Annotated in this window: 18 protein-coding genes and 1 pseudogene; 11 read left to right on the top strand and 8 right to left on the bottom strand. The window is 71.1% G+C overall.

Going from position 1 to position 18360, the window contains the following annotated elements:
• Window position 1: 1 nt before the first annotated feature.
• The 7 genes from ACFY04_RS21920 to ACFY04_RS21950 all read left to right on the top strand — a co-directional run bounded on the left by ACFY04_RS21920 (window position 2) and on the right by ACFY04_RS21950 (window position 6525).
• Complete coding sequence (locus ACFY04_RS21920) at window positions 2–1747, top strand: ABC transporter substrate-binding protein (protein WP_389118902.1); 1746 nt, start codon at window positions 2–4, stop codon at window positions 1745–1747.
• Window positions 1748–1769: 22 nt separating this feature from the next.
• Window positions 1770–2849: an ABC transporter permease gene (locus tag ACFY04_RS21925; RefSeq protein ID WP_389118904.1), complete on the top strand. Its 1080-nt coding sequence runs from the start codon at window positions 1770–1772 to the stop codon at window positions 2847–2849.
• The gene (locus ACFY04_RS21930; RefSeq protein WP_389118906.1) at window positions 2846–3832 is read left to right on the top strand and encodes an ABC transporter permease; all 987 of its coding nucleotides are present in this window, start codon (window positions 2846–2848) and stop codon (window positions 3830–3832) included. Before ACFY04_RS21925 ends, ACFY04_RS21930 begins: the two co-directional genes overlap by 4 nt.
• Window positions 3833–4894, top strand: coding sequence for an ABC transporter ATP-binding protein (locus tag ACFY04_RS21935; RefSeq protein WP_389118908.1), 1062 nt, complete (start codon window positions 3833–3835; stop codon window positions 4892–4894).
• Window positions 4891–5922 carry an ABC transporter ATP-binding protein gene (locus ACFY04_RS21940; RefSeq protein WP_389118909.1) on the top strand — a complete coding sequence of 344 codons (1032 nt, stop codon included), beginning with the start codon at window positions 4891–4893 and terminating at the stop codon, window positions 5920–5922. Before ACFY04_RS21935 ends, ACFY04_RS21940 begins: the two co-directional genes overlap by 4 nt.
• Window positions 5923–6047: 125 nt before the next feature.
• Window positions 6048–6209, top strand: a complete 162-nt coding sequence (locus ACFY04_RS21945; protein WP_389118911.1) for a hypothetical protein — start codon at window positions 6048–6050, stop codon at window positions 6207–6209.
• A complete protein-coding gene (locus ACFY04_RS21950; protein WP_389118912.1) occupies window positions 6202–6525 on the top strand; it encodes a hypothetical protein in 324 nt (107 codons plus the stop codon). The genes ACFY04_RS21945 and ACFY04_RS21950 overlap by 8 nt, the downstream gene beginning before the upstream one ends.
• A gap of 87 nt (window positions 6526–6612) precedes the next feature.
• Here the strand turns inward: ACFY04_RS21950 and ACFY04_RS21955 are convergent, their stop codons facing one another.
• Entirely contained in the window at window positions 6613–8691 is a 2079-nt protein-coding gene (locus ACFY04_RS21955) for a prolyl oligopeptidase family serine peptidase (protein ID WP_389118914.1), read from the bottom strand.
• Between the two features lie 83 nt (window positions 8692–8774).
• Between ACFY04_RS21955 and ACFY04_RS21960 the strand changes: the two genes are divergently transcribed.
• On the top strand, window positions 8775–10328 hold the full coding sequence (locus ACFY04_RS21960; RefSeq protein ID WP_389118915.1) for an MFS transporter: 1554 nt from the start codon (window positions 8775–8777) through the stop codon (window positions 10326–10328).
• A 23-nt stretch (window positions 10329–10351) separates the two neighbouring features.
• On the opposite strand, the gene ACFY04_RS21965 is transcribed toward ACFY04_RS21960, so the two are convergent.
• The 3 genes from ACFY04_RS21965 to ACFY04_RS21975 form a co-directional block, all read right to left on the bottom strand.
• The gene (locus tag ACFY04_RS21965; protein ID WP_373038369.1) at window positions 10352–10861 is read right to left on the bottom strand and encodes an FBP domain-containing protein; all 510 of its coding nucleotides are present in this window, start codon (window positions 10859–10861) and stop codon (window positions 10352–10354) included.
• 91 nt (window positions 10862–10952) lie between these two features.
• Window positions 10953–12365 carry a cytochrome P450 gene (locus tag ACFY04_RS21970; RefSeq protein WP_389118917.1) on the bottom strand — a complete coding sequence of 471 codons (1413 nt, stop codon included), beginning with the start codon at window positions 12363–12365 and terminating at the stop codon, window positions 10953–10955.
• 170 nt (window positions 12366–12535) lie between these two features.
• On the bottom strand, window positions 12536–13051 hold the full coding sequence (locus ACFY04_RS21975; protein ID WP_389118919.1) for a hypothetical protein: 516 nt from the start codon (window positions 13049–13051) through the stop codon (window positions 12536–12538).
• A gap of 263 nt (window positions 13052–13314) precedes the next feature.
• Here ACFY04_RS21975 and hisS point away from each other — a divergent pair, with 263 nt between their 5' ends.
• On the top strand, window positions 13315–14640 hold the full coding sequence (gene hisS / locus ACFY04_RS21980; protein WP_389118921.1) for a histidine--tRNA ligase: 1326 nt from the start codon (window positions 13315–13317) through the stop codon (window positions 14638–14640).
• An 83-nt stretch (window positions 14641–14723) separates the two neighbouring features.
• On the opposite strand, the gene ACFY04_RS21985 is transcribed toward hisS, so the two are convergent.
• Both ACFY04_RS21985 and ACFY04_RS21990 read right to left on the bottom strand, forming a co-directional pair.
• Window positions 14724–15023 carry a DUF6087 family protein gene (locus tag ACFY04_RS21985; RefSeq protein WP_389118922.1) on the bottom strand — a complete coding sequence of 100 codons (300 nt, stop codon included), beginning with the start codon at window positions 15021–15023 and terminating at the stop codon, window positions 14724–14726.
• Window positions 15008–15441: pseudogene (locus ACFY04_RS21990) on the bottom strand (DUF6879 family protein); the annotation flags it as partial. The gene ACFY04_RS21985 and the pseudogene ACFY04_RS21990, both read right to left, overlap by 16 nt.
• Before the next feature lie 276 nt (window positions 15442–15717).
• On the opposite strand from ACFY04_RS21990, the gene ACFY04_RS21995 reads away from it, so the two are divergent.
• Together ACFY04_RS21995 and ACFY04_RS22000 are read left to right on the top strand one after the other, a co-directional pair.
• Window positions 15718–16104 carry a hypothetical protein gene (locus ACFY04_RS21995; RefSeq protein WP_389118924.1) on the top strand — a complete coding sequence of 129 codons (387 nt, stop codon included), beginning with the start codon at window positions 15718–15720 and terminating at the stop codon, window positions 16102–16104.
• A gap of 236 nt (window positions 16105–16340) precedes the next feature.
• Window positions 16341–16583, top strand: a complete 243-nt coding sequence (locus ACFY04_RS22000; RefSeq protein ID WP_389118925.1) for a hypothetical protein — start codon at window positions 16341–16343, stop codon at window positions 16581–16583.
• Between the two features lie 81 nt (window positions 16584–16664).
• On the opposite strand, the gene ACFY04_RS22005 is transcribed toward ACFY04_RS22000, so the two are convergent.
• Window positions 16665–17174 (bottom strand): DUF6624 domain-containing protein, encoded by a 510-nt coding sequence (locus tag ACFY04_RS22005; RefSeq protein WP_389118927.1) that lies wholly within the window; start codon window positions 17172–17174, stop codon window positions 16665–16667.
• Window positions 17171–17827: a class I SAM-dependent methyltransferase gene (locus ACFY04_RS22010; protein WP_389118928.1), complete on the bottom strand. Its 657-nt coding sequence runs from the start codon at window positions 17825–17827 to the stop codon at window positions 17171–17173. The genes ACFY04_RS22005 and ACFY04_RS22010 overlap by 4 nt, the downstream gene beginning before the upstream one ends.
• Window positions 17828–18360: the final 533 nt, after the last annotated feature.

Below are 18360 nucleotides of genomic sequence, written 5' to 3' on the forward strand. Positions count from 1 at the left end.
CATGACCAAGCGCACCCAACTCGCCCTCGCCACCGCCCTGGTGGCAGCTCTCGCACTCGGCGCCTCGGGCTGCTCCGACACCAGGAAGGGCAAGGAGGGCGCCGCTTCCGGGGTGAACCCCGCCGCCGCCAACGACGGCAAGATCCTCGGCGGGACCCCGGTCAAGGGCGGCACCCTCACCGTCCTGTCCAACCAGGACTTCGCGCACCTCGACCCCGCCCGCAACTGGACCATGCCGACCATGGACTTCGGCACCCGGCTGCTCTACCGCACGCTCGTCACCTTCAAGGCCGAGCCCGGCAAGGCCGGCAGCGAGCTGGTCCCCGACCTCGCGACCGACCTCGGTACCTCCTCCAACGGCGGCCGCACCTGGACCTTCACCCTCAAGGAGGGCGTGAAGTACGAGGACGGCACGCCGGTCAAGGCCCAGGACGTCAAGTACAACGTCGAGCGCTCCTTCAGCCCCGACCTCACCGGCGGCCCCGACTACGCCGCCCAGTACCTCGCCGGGACCGAGGGCTACAAGGGCCCGCTCCAGGGGCAGCACCTGGACTCCGTCAAGACGCCCGACGACCGCACGATCGTCTTCGAACTGAAGCGCCCGGTCGCCGAGTTCTCCGCGACCGCCACCCTGCCGACCTTCGCCCCCGTGCCCCAGTCCCAGGAGAAGGGCACCCAGTACGACGCCCGCCCGTTCTCCTCCGGCCCGTACAAGATCGAGTCGTACGACCGCGACAAGAAGCTGGTCCTGGTCCGCAACGAGCACTGGGACCCGGGCACCGACACCGTCCGCAAGGCCTACCCGGACCGCTTCGTGGTGGTCATGGGCCTCAAGGGCGGCCAGATCGACGACCGGATCATCGCCGGCGAGGGCGCCGACGCCTCCACCGTCCAGTACGCCGACATGCGCCCCGAGAGCGCCCCCAAGGTGCTGCCCAAGCCGGAGATCAAGGCCCGGCTGCTCGCCGAGTCCCAGGGCTGTACGGAGATGCTCCACCTGAACAACTCCCGCGCCCCCTTCGACGACCCGAAGGTCCGCGAGGCCATGCAGTACGCCGTCGACAAGGAGGCCGTCATCACCGCGGGCGGCGGCCCGGCCCTCAACGAGATCGCCACCGCCTACCTGCCCCCGGCCCTCTCCGGCGGCAAGCAGGCCGACGTCCTGAAGATCGCCCCGGCCGGCGACCCGGCCAAGGCCAAGGAACTCCTCAAGGCCGCCGGCAAGGAGACCCTGAAGGTCTCCCTCGCCGTCTCCACGGGCGACAAGGGCAAGGCGGAGGCCATCCAGCAGGGCCTGTCCCGCGCCGGCATCGAGGTCGTCATCGACACCGTCGACCCGGGCGCCTACTACGACGTCATCGGCGACCTCTCCACCACCCCCGACATGACCCTCACCGGCTGGTGCCCCGACTACCCCTCCGGCTCCACCTGGATCCCGTTCGTCTTCGACGGACGCACCATCAAGGAGAAGGGCAACCAGGGCAACTACAGCCAGTTCCGCGACGAGGCGACCATGAAGCGGATCGACGAGATCAACGCCATGGCCGACGCCAAGGAGGCCAACCAGGCCTGGATCGACCTCGACGCCGCCCTGATGGCCAAGTCCCCGAACGTTCCGCTCCTCCTGGAGCGCAAGCCGCTCCTCGTCGGCACCAACATCGCGGGCGCCTTCGGCCACCCGGTGTGGACCGGCACCATCGACTACGGCACCGTCGGCCTCAAGGACCCCTCGAAGAGCCAGGGCTGAGGAATCCGGAGCCCTCGACACCATGACCACCACAGCGCCGGTCCCGGACGACCGGGCACCCGTGGGCCCCGACGGCCCCCCGGCCCCAGGTGCCCCCCGCGCCCCCGGCAGCGCACCGGCCCCCGGCACGGCCCCGGCCCCCGATGCCGCCACGGTCCCGCCCGCCACGGTCCTGCCCGCCACGGTCCCGCCCGCGGCAGCCCCCGGCAGCAGCCCCTGGCAGCTCGCCCGGCGGGAACTCCGCCGCCGCCCCGCCGTCCGCGTCAGCCTCTGCGTCGTCCTCCTCTTCGTCCTCATGGCCGTGACCGCCCCCTGGCTGGGCGCCCTCGGCGGCTGGTCCCCGAACGAGTTCGACAAGACCGCCATCGACCCCTACCTCGGGGGACAGCCGCTCGGCACCCTCGGCGGGATCAGCCCCGAGCACTGGCTCGGAGTCGAACCCGTCACCGGCCGCGACCTGTTCGCCCGCGTGATCAACGGCGCGCAGGTCTCCCTCCTGATCGCCTTCGCCGCCACCGCCATCGTGGTGGTCGCCGGCACCGCCGCCGGGATCGCCGCCGGCTACTTCGGCGGCCGCACCGACACGATCCTGTCCCGGCTCATGGACCTGACCATGTCCTTCCCCTCGCTGATCTTCATGATCGCGATGCTGTCCGTGGCCAAGGACGTCAACCGGATCGTCCTGATGACCACCGTCATCGGGGTCTTCGGCTGGCCCGGCGTCGCCCGCGTGGTCCGCGGCCAGACCCTCTCCCTCAAACACCGCGAGTACGTCGACGCCGCCCGCGTCGGCGGCTCCGGCCCCTGGCGGATCCTGACCCGCGACATCCTGCCGGGCGTCTCGGGCCCGGTCATCGCCTACACCACCCTGCTGATCCCCGGAATGATCAGCACCGAGGCCGCCCTCAGCTACCTCGGCGTCGGCGTCCGCCCACCCACCCCCTCCTGGGGCCAGATGATCGCCGAGTCCGTGGCCTACTACGAGACCGACCCCATGTACTTCGTCATCCCCAGCGTCTTCCTCTTCCTCGCGGTGCTCGCCTTCACCCTGCTCGGCGACGCCCTGCGCGACATCCTCGACCCGAGGGGCGGCCGCAGTTGATCCTCTACCTCGGCCGCCGGCTGCTCGCCCTCGCCGGCGTGCTCCTCGCCATCGCCGCCGTCACCTTCCTCATCTTCTACGTCCTGCCCGCCGACCCGGCCGCGGCCGCCTGCGGCAAGACCTGCAGCGCCGAACGCCTGGCCGACGTACGCACGTACCTGGGCCTCGACCAGCCCCTGTGGCGGCAGTTCACCGACTTCCTCACCGGCATCTTCACCGGCCGCACCCTCGGCACCGGCCAGTACGCCGTCGCCTGCGACTTCCCCTGCCTCGGCTACAGCTACGAGAACTCGCTGCCCGTGTGGGACCTGCTGATGGACCGGCTCCCGGTCTCCGCCTCCCTCGCCCTGGGCGCCGCCGCGCTGTGGCTGCTCCTCGGCCTCGGCGCCGGGGTCACCGCCGCCCTGCGCAAGGACACCGCCACCGACAAGGCCCTGATGGTCGGCGCCGTCGCCGCCGCCTCCCTGCCCGTGTACTTCACCTCCGTGATGCTCATCTACGGCGTCATCCGCGTCGCCGGCCTCCTGCCCTACCCCACCTACCAGGCCTTCACCGACAACCCCCTGGCCTGGGCCTCGAACCTGGCCCTGCCCTGGATCGCACTCGCCCTGCTCTACGCCGCCATGTACGCGCGCCAGAGCCGCGGCTCGATGATCGAGGCGATGGCCGAGCCGTACATCCGCACCGCCCGCGCCAAGGGCATGCCCGAGCGCACGGTCGTCGTCAAACACGGACTGCGCTCCGGCATGACCCCCATCCTCACCATCTTCGGCATGGACCTCGGCGGACTGCTCGCCGGAGCCGTCATCACCGAGTCCATCTTCGGACTCCCCGGCATCGGGCGGCTGTTCTACGGCGCCCTGGTCAACTCCGACCAGCCCGTGGTCCTCGGCGTCACCCTCCTCGCCGCCTTCTTCATCGTCGTCGCCAACCTCCTCGTCGACCTCCTGTACGCCGTCATCGACCCGAGGGTGAGGTACTGAATGGCCGCGGCCGCTCCGCTTCTCGAAGTACGCGACCTGCACGTCACCTTCACCACCGGGCGCGGGACCGTGCGGGCCGTCGACTCGATCGGCTTCACCGTCGAGGCCGGACGCACCCTCGGCATCGTCGGCGAGTCCGGCTCCGGCAAGTCCGTCACCTCGCTCGCCGTCATGGGCCTGCACCGGGGCCCGGTCGAGGTCGGCGGATCCGTCGCCCTCGCCGGACGGGAGCTGACCGGGCTGCCGGAAAGGGAACTGTCCAAGGTCCGAGGCCGCCGGATGGCCATGATCTTCCAGGACCCGCTCTCCAGCCTGCACCCCTACTACACGGTCGGCGAGCAGATCGCCGAGCACTTCCGGGTGCACTTCAAGGCCGGCCGGGCCGCCGCCCGCAGACGCGCCGTCGACATGCTCGGCGAGGTCGGCATCCCGGAACCGGCCCGCCGCGCCGGGGAGTACCCGCACCAGTTCTCCGGCGGCATGCGCCAGCGCGCCATGATCGCCATGGCCCTGGCCTGCGAGCCCGACCTGCTGATCGCCGACGAGCCGACCACCGCCCTGGACGTCACGGTCCAGGCGCAGATCCTGGAACTGATCGCCCGGCTCCAGCAGGAACGCGGACTCGGCGTCGTGATGATCACCCACGACCTGGGCGTCGTCGCCCGCGTCGCCCACGAGGTGCTCGTCATGTACGGCGGCCGGGCCGCCGAACAGGCCCCGGCGGACGAGCTGTTCGCCGACCCCGCCCACCCCTACACCCGGGGCCTGCTCGACTCGCTGCCCCGCCTCGACACCGCCGACGACGTCCCCCTGCCCTTCATCCCCGGCTCCCCGCCCTCCCTGCTCGCGCCCGCCCCCGGCTGCGCCTTCGCCCCGCGCTGCCCGGTGGCCGCCGCCGGCCCGGACGACCGCAGCGCGCGCTGCTCGGGCGAGAGGCCCGTACTCGGCCCGTACGGTGCAGCGGGCCGGCTGGCCGCGTGCCACTTCGCGGGATCCGCCGCGTCCTCACCGGGCGGCTTCGCGCCCGGATTCCCTTCGACCGCCCCGGGGGTGTCCCGATGACCGCCGGAGCCGAGCCTTCCACGAACGCCGCAGCCGAAGCGGCGGCCCGGCCGGACGCGGCCGCACCGCTGCTGTCCGTACAGGACCTCACCATGACCTTCCCCGGCCGGCGATCCGTGACCGGGCGCCGGGGGGCGCCCGTGCGCGCCGTCGACGGGGTCTCCTTCGACCTGGCGGCCGGCCAGACCCTCGGCCTCGTCGGGGAGTCGGGCTGCGGGAAGTCCACCACCGGCCGGATGCTGGTGCGGCTGCTGGAGCCCACCTCGGGCCGGGTCGCCTTCGAGGGCAAGGACATCAGCCGCCTCTCCCCGTCCGCCATGCGCCCGCTGCGCAAGCACATCCAGATGGTCTTCCAGGACCCGCACTCCTCCCTCAACCCGCGCCAGACCGTGGCCCGGATCATCTCGGACCCACTGCTGGTGCAGGGCTGGAGCGCGGGGGACGCACGGCGCCGCGCCGCCGAGCTGATGGAGCTCGTCGGCCTGATCCCCGAGCACATCGACCGCTACCCGCACGAGTTCTCCGGCGGCCAGGCCCAGCGCATCGGCATCGCCCGCTCGCTGTCCACCAGCCCCCGGCTGATCGTCGCCGACGAGCCGGTCTCCGCGCTGGACGTCTCCGTCCAGGCTCAGATCGTCAACCTGATGGAACGGCTGCGCGCGGAGCTCGGCCTCGCCTACGTGTTCATCGCGCACGACCTGTCGGTGGTCAAACGGGTCAGCGACCGGGTCGCCGTCATGTACCTCGGCAGGATCGTCGAGATCGGGGACAAGAAGTCCCTCTACGAGGACCCGCAGCACCCGTACACCCGGGCGCTGCTGTCCGCCGTACCGCTGCCCGACCCGGCGGCGGAACGGCGGCGGGAGCGGATCGTGCTGCTCGGCGACCCGCCGAGCCCGGCCGCTCCACCCCCGGGCTGCACCTTCCACCCGCGCTGCCCCAAGGCGCAGCAGATCTGCCGCACCGACCGCCCGCCGCTGCGGCCCGCCGCCGCGCGCGAGGTGGCCTGCCACTTCCCCGGTGACTGACGGGGGTCAAGGGGAGGAAAGAGGAGGACCCGGGGCCGACACGATCGGCCCCGGGTCCTTCCGTTGCCCGGGTGTTCGCACAGCGTCCCGTAGCATCATTCACCGCAAATGATCTAGGGGCGGACATGACATCGAGTAGCGACGGATATGTGGCGAACGCCGCGTCCATCAACGGAAATTCGCATCTTCTCGTGGAACTGGCGGGGCTCTTGTACGCGGGGAGGCCCGACGGCGAGATGACGGTCATGGCCCGGGTGCCCCGCTCGCACCAGGCGCTGAATGACTGAGCGGCAAGTACCGGGGCTCACCCGACGCCATCGGGTGGCGACGGCCGCGGGGGCTGTCGTCCTGCTGGCGCTGCACACCGTGGCGGGCTTCTTCCTTCTCAACGCGCTGCTCACCAAGTCCGAGGGGCCCTGGGACCGGTCGGTGACGCAGACCGTCCGTCTGATGGCCGTGCTCGGCCTGTCGGTGGAGCTCCTGGCCGTCGCGGTCACGGCGGTCTGCGTGAACACGGGCCGGCTCGGTCGCTGGTGGTACGCGCCCGTGACGGCTCTGGTCCTCACCGCGCTGATCCGGATGGTCTTCGCCCCGCAGCCCTGACCGCCCGGCCCGGCACGCCCCCGCCGGGAACGCCCCGCCGGGCACGCCCCGCCGGTGCCGAGGCCGGCGGGGCGCAGGGGACGGTGCTCAGGCCAGTTCGCGGCGGAAGAACTCCAGCTCCAGCGCCATCAGCTTCTCCCGGGTGCCGCCCGGGGTCATGTGGGTGACGCCGGGGAGGGCCAGCAGCTGGTGCGGGCGGCCCGCGTCCGTCAGTGCCTGGGAGAGGCGCAGGGTGTGGGACGGGTGGACGTTGTCGTCGGCCAGGCCCGTGATCAGCAGCAGGGGGCGGGACAGTTTCGGGGCGTCGGGGATGAGGGAGTCCCGCTCGTACGCGTCGGCAGATGGGGGCTGGTCCTGCGGGAGGCCCAGGTACCGCTCGGTGTACGCCGTGTCGTAGTGCCGGAAGTCGGTCGGCGCGGCCCCGGCGGCCGCCGCGTGGAAGACGTCCGGGCGGCGCAGCACCGCCATGGCCGAGAGGTAGCCGCCGTAGGACCAGCCGCGCACCCCGACCCGGCCGAGGTCGAGGTCGGGGTGGCGGGCGGCGAGCGCGTGGAGCGCCGCGACCTGGTCGTCGAGGGTGACCTCGGAGAAGCCGCGGTACATGGCGTGCGTGTAGGCGGGGGAGACGTACGGGGTCCCGCGGTTGTCGATGGTGACCACCGCGAAGCCCTGGTCGGCCCACCACTGGCGGTGCTGGCGGCGGCGCTGGTCGGCGGTGACGTCCTGCATGCCGGGGCCGCCGTAGCCGTCGACCAGGACGGGCAGCCGCCGGCCGGGGACGTGGTCGCGGGGCAGTACGAGGGCGGTGGGGATGCCGCGCTCGGTGACCCGCTCCAGGACGGCGTCCACCCGGTAGGGCAGCGGCTCGGACAGGTCGGCGGGGGTGAACTCCCGCCCGTCGGGGGTGCGTACGGTGCGCCGTACCCCGTCGGCGTCGGCGGTGGTCAGCAGCAGGGTCCCGGCGGACGCGGACACGGTGTGCACGCCGGGCCCGTCGGCGACCGGGGTCAGCTCCCCGGTGGCCGGGTCCAGCAGCAGCACCTGCTGCTCGGACGGGTCGCGCAGGCCCGCCTCGATCAGCAGCAGGCCCTCGTGGACCCCGGCCACCGCGCGGACCTGGATCCCGTCCCCGGTGAGCAGCTCGCCGTCCACCGCGAGGGCGCGGGCGGTGCCGCCCGGGGTGTCGGCGGAGGTCAGCATCCGCCCGTCGGCGAGGCGGGCCGGGGTGCCGGGGACCAGCGGGTCCACCCACTGCGGGTGCGTGGTGCGGGACAGCTCCCGGGTGCGGCCGGTGGCCGGGTCTGCGGAGAGCAGCAGGACGCATCGCTGGAGCCGGTCCTGGACGGTCAGCAGGATCTCGGTGTCGGACTCCCAGCCCGCGTCGGAGACGTACGGGTAGGTGCCGGCGTCCCAGTCGAGCCGTATCCGGGTCCCGCCGTCGCCGAGCACCCACAGCTGGACGTCGGCGTTGGGTCCGCCCGCCTCGGGGTAGGCGAAGTCCTCGGCCGGCCGCTCCGGGTGCGCCGGGTCGGCGAACCAGCGCCGCTGGAGGGCGGATTCGTCGACACGGGCGGCCAGCAGGGTGACCCCGTCCGGGGACCACCAGTGGCCCCGGTGTCGGCCCAGCTCCTCGGCGGCGGCGAATTCGGCGAGGCCCCAGCGGGCCCCGTCGTCCGGGCTGATCCGGCCGCCCGGGGCGACGTACAGGACGTCTTCGGCGACGTACGCGGTGCGCGAGCCGTCGGCGTTCGGCCGCGGGTCCAGCGCGGGTCCGGCGGCCGGGATCTCCTTGGGTGTTCCGGCCCCGCCCGCGGCGACCTCGAAGGCGACCTCGAAGAGCCGCCCGTACAGCGCGAAGACGGCGTGCCGGCCGTCGGCGGAGAGGGCGTACGAGCCGATGCCGGCGGCGACGAGCCGGGACCGCTCGCGCAGTCGGCGTTCGGCCGCCGGGAGGGGGCCGGGCTCAGGGCACAGTTCGCGGGGATCGGCGAGCCGGGTCTCGGCGCCGGTGGTGGTGTCGAGCACCCAGAGCGAGTCGAAGGCGTCGGTGGGGCCCGTCGACCGGAGGAACCAGAGCAGCCGGCCGTCGTCCCCGAAGGCGAAGGCGCGCGGGGCGCCGTACGTGAAGCGGGCCGTGCTCGCGGAGAGCCTGAGGAAGTCATCCATGATCGTAGTGTGACATGTGAAATGTCACCATTGCTAGGCTGTTCGAGTGGTGACCCCAGAGGCGCGGGCTTAGCGTCGAAAAGGTGGATCCGAACGCATCGCCGAGCAACAGCGGGACCGAAGGCAAGGTCCGGGGAAGCGGCAGCGGACTCGCCCTGTTCGTCATCGCCTCCTGCCAACTCATGGTGGTTCTCGACATCACGATCGTGAACATCGCGCTGCCGCACATCCAGACCGCCCTCGGCTTCTCGACCGAGAGCCTTTCCTGGGTCGTCAACGCCTACACCCTCGCCTTCGGCGGACTTCTGCTCCTCGGCGGACGCACCGGCGACATCCTCGGCCGCAAACGCGTCTTCATCTTCGGCGTCCTGCTCTTCGGGCTCGCCTCGCTGCTCGGCGGACTCGCCCAGAACGAGGGCCAGCTGATGGCCGCACGCGCCCTCCAGGGCGTCGGCGGCGCCATCGCCTCACCGACCTCCCTCGCGCTGATCACCACCACCTTCCGCGAAGGCCCGGCCCGCAACCGGGCGTTCGGCGTGTTCGCCGGCGTCTCGGCCGCCGGCGGCGCGATCGGACTCCTCGCGGGCGGCATCCTCGTCGAATGGCTCGACTGGCGCTGGGTGCTCTTCGTCAACGTCCCCATCGCCATCGTGATCGCCGTGCTGGCCTCGAAGGTCCTGCACGAGTCCGAACGCCACCCGGGACACTTCGACTTCGCGGGCGCGCTGCTGTCCACCCTGGGCATGGTCTCGCTCGTCTACGGCTTCATCAGGGCATCCCAGGAAGGCTGGCGCGACCCGGTCACCCTCGGCTCCTTCGGCGCCGCCGTGGTCCTGCTGACCCTCTTCATCCTCAACGAACGGCGCTCGCCGCAGCCGATCACCCCGCTGCACATGTTCGCCGACCGCAACCGGGCCGGGACCTACGGCATCATGCTCATGCTCGCCTGTGCGATCTTCGGCATGTTCTTCTTCCTGACCCTCTTCGTGCAGATCGTGCTGGGCTTCAGCCCGATCCAGGCCGGCCTCGCCTTCCTGCCGGTCAGCGCGGTGATCGCCGTGGGCGCCGCGATCACCGCGAAACTGCTGCCGAAGTTCGGTCCCAAGCCCTTCATGGTCACCGGCGCGCTGTCCTCGGCGGCCGGACTCGCCTGGCTGACACAGACCGACGTCAACTCGACGTACCTCGGCAGCATCCTGGGCCCGATGCTGCTCTTCGCCCTCGGCATGGGCCTGCAGTTCGTCTCGCTGACGCTGATGGCCCTGTCCAACGTCCCCGACCGGGAGTCGGGAGCGGCCTCCGGACTGCTGAACACGATGCAGCAGGTGGGCGGCTCGCTGGGCCTGTCGATCCTGGTGACCGTCTACGGCACGGCGAGCCGCAACGAGGCCAAGCAGCAGATCCCGGAGTTCCTCAGCACGGCCGGCCCGGTGCAGAAGGCCTTCTTCCAGCGCACCGGGCAGCTCCCGAAACCATGGGGAGACCAGGTCCTCACCTCGGGCATCAGCGCGGCCTTCGTCGTGGCGTCCCTGTTCACCCTGGTCGGAGCGCTGATCGCGCTGTTCGTCATCCAGGTCCGCCCCTCGGACCTGGCACGCCTGCAGGGCAACCACAAGCCGGCGGCCGACCGGACCTGAGGTCCGCGGGGCCTTCGGCCCTGCTACGCCGCGGTGACGCGGGCCGCGAAGGCGTCCAGGTTGTCGGACATACGGGCGAGCCGTTCGTCCAGCGTCAGGGACTCCTCGTACCGCCCGGCGCGCAGCTTCGGCTGGCGCTTGCCGCGTACGTACAGGGGGCAGGCGAGGTCCGCGCAGATGTACGTGCCGACCGTGTTGCCCTCGCGGCCGCGGGCGCCCGCCAGCGGCGCGGCCAGCAGGGTGACCCCGGAGGAGGCGTGACCGGTCAGGCAGATCTGGCACAGACTGGACTTCACCACGCTGGTGCGGCCGACGGCCGGTACGCGCAGCGAGATCCCCAGCGGACCGTCACCGCCCTCCCGGGGCAGCACGAGGTGGGCCCGCAGGGGCGCTCCCGGGTCCACCCACCCCAGGAAGTCCAGGTCCTTCCAGGGCAGTTCGGCGAAGTCGAGCGGCAGCCGCAGCCGCGCCGCCTCGCCCTTCGTGCAGTTCACGAAGGACGAGCGGATCTGTTTCTCGGTGAGTGGTTCCACGGGCATCGACCCTACGACCCGCCCTGACCTGCCCGCATCTCAATATCCGGCCCGGAGCGCGGCGCGCAGCCGGGCCGCGTCCGGACGGCCGTCACCCGTCCAGGCGACGGATCCGGCAGCGCGCCGGGCCGTTCGTCCGCAGGGTGATCCCGGCGCCGACCGGGATCTCGGTGTCCACGGCCTCGAACTCGTAGGCCCGCAGGATCATCGCCAGCGCCATCACCGACTCCAGCATCGAGAAATGCTGCCCGATGCAGGCGCGCGGACCGCCGCCGAAGGGGAACCAGGCGTAGCGCGGCCGCCCCGCCTCCGCCTCGGGCGTGAAGCGCTCGGGGTCGAAGCGGTCCGGGTCCGGCCAGTAGGCGGGGTGGCGGTGCGTCACCCAGGGCGCCAGGATCACGTCCGCGCCCGCGGGGACGGTGTGCTCCCCGATCCGGGTGGCGGCGACGGCCTTGCGCCCGATGACCGGCGCGGCCGGATAGAGCCGCATGGCCTCCTTGAGGACCTGGGTGAGGTACGGAAGCCGGTCCAGGTCGGCGGCTCCGGGCGTACGGCCGCCCAGCACGCGGGAGACCTCCTCGCGGGCCCGGGACTGCTCGTCGGGGTGGCGGGCCAGCAGGTGCAGGGCGAAGCAGAGGGAGGTGGCGGTCGTCTCGTGCCCGGCGAGGAGGAAGATCAGCACCTGGTCGCGCAGCTCGGCGGCGTCGAACTCCCCGTCGTCCGAGCTCCGGGCGGCGGCGAGCAGCGTCAGCAGGTCCTCGCCGGGAGTTCCGGTCCCGGCTTCGGCCCCGGCCCCGGCCCCGGCGCGCCGGCGCTCCGCGATGATCCTGTCGCACACCCCGTAGAGCTCGTCCATCGCGGCGGCCGCGCGCCGGTTGCCGGGGGTGGGCCATTCGCGCGGGACGTTGGCGGGCGAGTAGCCGCGGCGCAGCACGTAGTCGGTGATGACCGGGAAGCATTCGGTCACGACATCGGCGGTGGCCTCGACGTCGGTGCCGAAGAGGATGCGGGCGACGGCGCGCAGGGCGAGGTGCGTCATCTCGTCGGAGACGTCCACGATGCCGCCCGGGGCCTCGCCCCAGGCGGCGATCACCGATGCGGTCTCGGCGGCGATCACCTCGGCGTAGCCGTCCACCCGGCGCCGGGTGAACAGCGGCTGCACGAGCCGGCGCTGGCGCAGGTAGTCCTCGTCCTGACTGGTCAGCAGCCCGTTGCCGAAGGACTCCCGGACCTCCTGGTAGAAGTGGTTGTCCTTGCGGAAGCGGGCCGCGTCGGAGGCGAGCACCTGCTGGGCGCCCGCGGGGGAGAAGACGCAGTACAACTCGGCACGCATCCCGGGCGGACCGGCCGTGATGCGTACCAGGTCACCGTGCTGGTGCTGGGCCCGCAGATAGGTACCGAGGGAGTCGGACTTCAGGTCGAGGAGCGACCCGAGCAACGGCACCCCGGCAAGCCCGGGCACCGCCCTCCCCGTGTCCGCTCCGGAGTTCGTTCCCACTGTCATGGCCGCCCCTTCGTCCTACGGAAGGCCGATTCTGCCGCGCCCGCGCGCACCTGGCGAGGACGGCGTCCCACCAGGCCGACGAGTGGCCGGATGCCCTCCACCCCTCACCCCGCAGGCGGCGTAGGGCCCTGGGGGGCGGGCCCCGCGACGGCCGATCGGACCGTGGGCGGTCAGTAGCCCCAGCGCTGGCCCACGCTGTCGTCGTCACGGCAGTGGATCGTGCGCCCGTTGGCGTCCCGGCCGGACGTACCGACATCGGCCTTCCGGCATATCTGACCGGCCTTGTAGCAGTTGCCGGCGTTGGAGCGGGGATAGCAGTCGGTGCTCGCCTTGGTGGGCTCCGGCGCGGGTGCCTGGGTGCGGGTACGGGTGGGAGCCGGCGGGGCGGGGGCGGCCTTGGTGGGTGCCGGCGCCTGGGTGGTGGCCTCGGCGACCGGGGCCTGAGGAGTCGGTGCCGCCGTGGTGGGGTCGGCGGTCGGGGTGGCACTGGCGCTCGCACTCGGGTCGGCCGGCACCACGGAGGGGCTGGGGCTCGCACTGACGGTGACGGCGGCGCTGGTGCTCGGGGTGGTGGCCGGCGTGGCCGGGTCGCAGGCGGCGAGCGAAAGAACGGCGGCCAAGACGGTGAGGGCGCCTCTGTAGCGCTTCTTCAGCGTCATCGACGTGCTGCGGGGCGGCATGGTCATCGGGAACTCCTGGGTCGTAAGCGCTCGTTGAGCGGCGTTCAAGATACCCAGAAGGTTGAATTCGCTACTAGCGTTGACGAGGGGTGAGATGGAGGCGCGAGCGGTTCGGTGCGTCGGCTTCCGTCGCGTCGCTTCAACTCGGTTGATGGCGCGCAGGTCTCTGTAAGACGCTGGTTCACCGGCGTTCGCACGAGGCCGCGGATGCGTTCCCGCCTGCGCAACTCGACTGTCGAACGCCACGGAGCGAAGAGAGAGTGCCGCCGATGACCGACCCCCAACTGGTCCGCCCTGTTCCTGTCAGCGGATTTCCCGAATGGCTGCCTGAAATCCGTTTGGTGGAGCAGAAGTGGCTCGATCTCATTCGGTCGGGTTTCGAGAGATACGGATTCTGCTCGATCGAGACGCCCTCGGTGGAGCCCCTTTCCGTACTCACCGCCAAGGGCGAAACCTCCAACGAGGTGTATGCGCTACGGAGACTGCAGGAAGACGCTGATGACGCCAGTGACTCCCGGATCGGCCTTCACTTCGATCTGACCGTGCCGTTCGCGCGCTACACGGCCCAGCACTTCAACGAGCTCGTGTTCCCGTTCAAGCGCTATCAGATGCAGCGAGTATGGCGCGGCGAGCGGGCTCAGGACGGGCGATTCCGTGAATTCACTCAGTGTGACATCGACGTGATCAATGTCGACCAGCTGCCGCTGTACTTCGATGCCGAGCTGCCGCGCTTGATCCACGAGGTCATGACCAGCCTGGATCTGCCCGCCTGGACGATCAACATCAACAACCGGAAGGTCCTTCAGGGCTTCTACGAGGGGCTCGGCATCAGTGATCCATTGGCCGTGATCCGTGCTGTCGACAAGCTGGACAAGGTCGGTCCTGAGGGCGTTGCGAAGATCCTCTCCGGCGAAGTCGGCCTGTCCGCACGGACCGTCGATTCCTGCCTCGCGCTCGCTCGGATGCGCGGCACCGGCCCGGCCGTCGTGGACGGCATCAAGGGCCTGGGCGTGACGTCCGATCTGCTCACCGAAGGCCTCGGCGAGCTGAGCTACGTACTGGATTCCCTCGGCAACCTGCCGGCCGGAAGCGTCGTCGCCGACCTGTCGATCGCTCGCGGGCTCGACTATTACACGGGAACGGTCTACGAAGGAAAGTTCGTCGACTGGCCGGACTACGGCAGTATTTGCTCCGGCGGCCGCTACGAGAACCTGACCGGATCCTTCATCCGGCGCAGCCTTCCGGGCGTGGGAATGTCGATCGGACTGACGCGCATCTTCGCCAAGCTCCTGGCGGAGGGGCTCCTGGAGACCCGCGCGAAATGCCCGAGCGACGTTCTCGTGGTCATCCCGCGGGCCGATCGCCGGAACGAAGCCGAAACCACGGCCGCGCGCCTCCGCGGGCGGGGGATGAACGTCGAGCTCTACCACCAGGCCGACAAGGTGGCCAAGCAGGTCCGCTACGCATCCCGGAAGGGCATCCCGTTCGTCTGGTTCCCGCCTTTCGAGGAGGGGGCGGCGCACGAGGTGAAGAATCTGGCAACGGGCGAGCAGACGGCGTCAGACCCCACGACCTGGGTTCCGGCCCCGCGCTAGAGACACGCCGGTCGGCGGTGTGGGCGGAGGCACCGACGACGTCCCACGGACGGCCCGGGCGGACGGGAGACGCCCCGCCGGGTTCAGGGCCGGGGCTTGCGGTGGCGTCCGGTGCCCGGAGCCAACGGGTTGCGTCCGGTAATGGGCCCGGTCGTCTCGGGCTGGTCGGCGGGTGCGGCTTCGGGTGGGGGGCTGAGAGCCCGGCAGGCCGCCGCGTAGTCCTCCACCGTCGTCAACGCCCGCCAGGCGAAGCCGTCCCACTCCAGGATCAGATGCGGGGCCTGTGGGTCGAGGTGGGCGGCACGCTGCGGGCCGGTGCCGAGGGCGATGGCCTTCTTCTCGCCGGGCTTGCGCAGGCGGCGGCCTTCACGGCGGGCTCCCACACCGTCTCGAAGGCTGACGCGCACAGCTTCACCACGGCCGGGTCCTCGCTCCGCACCTTCGGCTCATCAGGGTGCCAGTCGCCGGTACCGAGTTGTCCAGCTGGACCAGGCGGCCGTCGAACAGCCAGAAGTCCGTGCCCGGCAACGCGATGTCGAAGGCGTGGCGGCGGGGGAGCCAGCGGACCTGTTCCCCCGCGTCGATGTTCATCTGGGTGCCGGCGTGCTCGTAGCGGATGTAGTCGCTCACCGGCTCGGAAACGATGCGGGCGCGGCGCATGACGACGCCCCGGGCGGTCGCGGCCGAGACCATGTTCAGCCAGTTGGAGCGCTCTGCCCGCTGGGCTTCCTCGCTCCACTCCCCGCGCAGGAAGGCCGCGAAGGTGTCGGCCTCGCTGGCCACCCCGTAGCTGTCACGCATCTCCAGATGGACTGCTGATGTCTGAGTCTGCTCAATGTCTGGCTGCGCCAAGGAGCCCTTTGGTCAAGCCTGTTGGCGGGGCCGCAAACGACGAAGGCCCCCGCTTGCCGGCTCGGTGCCGGGACGGGGGCGGACGCGTCCGGCGCGAGGGCCTGAATCCCTTTGAGATCCGGAAACGCGGCGGTCTAGTCTCGCCGCGTGAACCTGCACAACGCGTACCCGTCCGGCTTCCGGTAGGTACCCCAGGAAGGCCCTGGGGCGCCGCTGGAGGCTTTCATGTCCCGCACCGCCCACCACACCCCCGACAAACGCACCCCGTACAGCCGTCAGCGCCGCGAGGAGTACGACCGGCTGCCCTGGCACCGGATCCGGCACACCGGCCCCTGGCGTCGGGTCGACATCCGCACCCTGCGGTACTCCGCCGCCGAACTCCGCGCCGCCGAGAAGGAAGGCCGGCGGCCTCGGCCGCAGGAGGTCCGCCGCGCGTTCGACATCTGGCGGTACTGCTGCGCCTTCACCGGCTCCCTGTCCGAGGCGGCCAACCTGGAGGAGCGCACCGCCAGGGCCGGGCTCCGCGTCGCGGCACGGAAGGCGCTGTTCGACCCCAAGACGGTCATCGAGCCCTACCGCACCCGCTACCAGGCCCACTGGGACTCCTGGTGACACTGCTTCCGTCTTCGGAGGCCCGGACACGACGAAGCCCCCGCCTGGTCCGGATCACTCCGTTGGCGGGGGCTTCCTCGTTACGCCAATAGATCACTCAGACGATGCGAACGCGGTGCCAGGGACTTTTCCGGTCAGCTCGATGTCGTCCACGCCCAGGCTGGTCAGTATCCGCATGATCAGAGACAGGGACAGCGGGGTCCGTCCCTCGCTGGCCGCCTGAGAGCGGAGGACCGATGGCCTACCAGCAGCCGCAGATCGTCAACTGCCCTCGCTGCGGGCAAAAGATCCAGTACTGGGGCTCCTCGGTGGATCTCATGTGCAGGCGCTGCGGGCTGTGGGTGGGCTACGCGCTCGCGGCGAAGCCCAAAGGGGCGCCGTTGGACGAAGCTGAGCGGGGCTGTGTGGGGATCATCGTCGCCGTGGTCATCATCGCGTTTCTCATTGCGGTACTGCTGGCCGGGCTGGGCGGCTCCTAGCTCCGCGCCACCACAGCACTGCGCCCCGCTCTCCGGTGCTGCGGGAGGCGGGGCGCGGTGGTGCGGATCAAGGCGTGGTGGTCAGAGCGCTCGCATCCGGTGGTCGCTTTCGGCGGCCGTGTCCAACCCCATGGCGGCGCGGCGTTCGTCGAGCCGTTCGGGATTGGTGACCGGCTGGCGGCGCAGGGTCTCGCGGTCGCCTGTGTACTGGGTGCCGTAGAGCTGGGGCTGGCCCTGGGCGACCAGGACACGGTCGGTGAGGTAGGCGAGGTGTCGGGATGGTGCGTCGCCGGAGCTGACGGCGGCCTCCAGGAGTTCGAGGGCTTCGCGCTGGAAGGCGGGGTCGCGGTCGGCGTGCTGGACGAGGAGCCACGCATCATCGGCGCCCCGCTCGCCGACCAGTGCAATGCCGGGCCAGCCGTGCTCTGCGATGACCGCCTTGAGCCACACGGTGTTTTCGGCGTCGATTCGTAGGAGGTCTCCGGCCTCACCGCTGTTGAGAAGCTGCTGACGTGCTGCCTGATCAGTCGTGGCACGCCGGTGGAGCTCGGCGGCGAGGTCCCGTGAGGAGAGCTGTGCGCCCGGGCTCATGCCGTGGCCTCCACGATCATCGTTCCGATCGTCTCCTTGTCGGGCGGGCACGGTAGCCGGCGCCCGCTCGCCGCGGTAAATCCGGCGTCCAGCAGCTTCTTCTCCCACATGTACGGCCGGTAGCACCAGCGAGTGATCGGCAGCAGTTCCTCGTTGTCGGGCCCGTACATGTCGTATTCGTGCGGGCCGGGGCACTCTCCCGACGGCGGCAGGTGGGAGAAGGCGAACCGGCCGCCCGGCTTGAGCGCTCGGCGGATCAGCGGGAGCAGCACGGCCGGGTCCGTGAACCACACCGCGCCGAATACGGAGTACACGGAATCGAACTCCCCCGCACACTCGGCGAGGTACTCCTCTGCCTTGGCGTGCCGGACCTCGATCTGGTCACCGAAGCGCTCCCGGGCCGCTTCGACCTGCACGGCGGAGATGTCCACGCCGACCGCCACGGCTCCCGTACGGGCCACCTGGGCGAGATTGTCGCCCTTGCCGAAGCCCAGCTCCAGCACACGCTTGCCGGGCCCAGTGTGGAGGAGTTCCAGCCCCGGGCCGTGCTCGGAGTACTGCGTCCAGGCGAAGCGCTGCCAGGGCTCCTTGGACGCCGGCCGCAGACCGAACTTGTCCCAGGAGTCGGAGGGGACGGAGGGTAAGTCAGGCATGAAGCTCCTCAAGGGGTGAGGGGTTCAGACGAGTGAGGGCAGTGTGCCGCAGGCCCATCGCCCGAGCCAGAACGCAGCAGCTGAGGGCTGGTCTTGGCCCTCCGTGGAACCGTCGTGCAGCAGGTACTCGGTGGGGGCCATGTAGCCCTCCCCGGGCGTGAGGAGCATTCGGACGATGCGGATGGGTCGGCCGCTCGCCGCGTAGGTGCGGTAGTCGTTGGTGTGGGGGAAGCGGTGGGCTTAGTCCTCCGGGTGGACGGCCCGGCAAACCGTCTGGGCGTCGACCAGGCCCAGGATGATGTACCTGCTGCCGGGTCCGAGATTCAGACACAGCCTGCGCCGGCCGGTGTGCTTGTCTGCGTACTTGAGTTTGTCCCAGTTGTCGAGGTGCAGCCCGAGCAGCCGGCGCTGGGCATCGTTCTCCTCTCGATCGGGTTCGAGTGGTGCCCCACCCGGGGCGGTGACGCTGAACGAGGTGTCGGGCGGGGAGTCTGGGGCCGCCTACGCGGGCGGTTCGACGTCCGGGGCTGTGG

Source organism: Streptomyces sp. NPDC001549 (genome assembly GCF_042894025.1).
In the GTDB taxonomy this organism is placed as follows: domain Bacteria; phylum Actinomycetota; class Actinomycetes; order Streptomycetales; family Streptomycetaceae; genus Streptomyces; species Streptomyces kutzneri.

What these genes read in the sequence shown, in the direction of transcription:
- ACFY04_RS22005 (WP_389118927.1), bottom strand. Translation starts at nt 17,174, where the DNA reads ATGAGCCCGGGCGCACAGCTCTCCTCACGGGACCTCGCCGCCGAGCTC.
- ACFY04_RS21950 (WP_389118912.1), top strand. Translation starts at nt 6,202, where the DNA reads ATGACTGAGCGGCAAGTACCGGGGCTCACCCGACGCCATCGGGTGGCG.
- ACFY04_RS21955 (WP_389118914.1), bottom strand. Translation starts at nt 8,691, where the DNA reads ATGGATGACTTCCTCAGGCTCTCCGCGAGCACGGCCCGCTTCACGTAC.
- ACFY04_RS21940 (WP_389118909.1), top strand. Translation starts at nt 4,891, where the DNA reads ATGACCGCCGGAGCCGAGCCTTCCACGAACGCCGCAGCCGAAGCGGCG.
- ACFY04_RS21925 (WP_389118904.1), top strand. Translation starts at nt 1,770, where the DNA reads ATGACCACCACAGCGCCGGTCCCGGACGACCGGGCACCCGTGGGCCCC.
- hisS (WP_389118921.1), top strand. Translation starts at nt 13,315, where the DNA reads ATGACCGACCCCCAACTGGTCCGCCCTGTTCCTGTCAGCGGATTTCCC.
- ACFY04_RS21945 (WP_389118911.1), top strand. Translation starts at nt 6,048, where the DNA reads ATGACATCGAGTAGCGACGGATATGTGGCGAACGCCGCGTCCATCAAC.
- ACFY04_RS21975 (WP_389118919.1), bottom strand. Translation starts at nt 13,051, where the DNA reads ATGACCATGCCGCCCCGCAGCACGTCGATGACGCTGAAGAAGCGCTAC.
- ACFY04_RS21995 (WP_389118924.1), top strand. Translation starts at nt 15,718, where the DNA reads ATGTCCCGCACCGCCCACCACACCCCCGACAAACGCACCCCGTACAGC.
- ACFY04_RS22010 (WP_389118928.1), bottom strand. Translation starts at nt 17,827, where the DNA reads ATGCCTGACTTACCCTCCGTCCCCTCCGACTCCTGGGACAAGTTCGGT.
- ACFY04_RS21970 (WP_389118917.1), bottom strand. Translation starts at nt 12,365, where the DNA reads ATGACAGTGGGAACGAACTCCGGAGCGGACACGGGGAGGGCGGTGCCC.
- ACFY04_RS22000 (WP_389118925.1), top strand. Translation starts at nt 16,341, where the DNA reads ATGGCCTACCAGCAGCCGCAGATCGTCAACTGCCCTCGCTGCGGGCAA.
- ACFY04_RS21935 (WP_389118908.1), top strand. Translation starts at nt 3,833, where the DNA reads ATGGCCGCGGCCGCTCCGCTTCTCGAAGTACGCGACCTGCACGTCACC.
- ACFY04_RS21920 (WP_389118902.1), top strand. Translation starts at nt 2, where the DNA reads ATGACCAAGCGCACCCAACTCGCCCTCGCCACCGCCCTGGTGGCAGCT.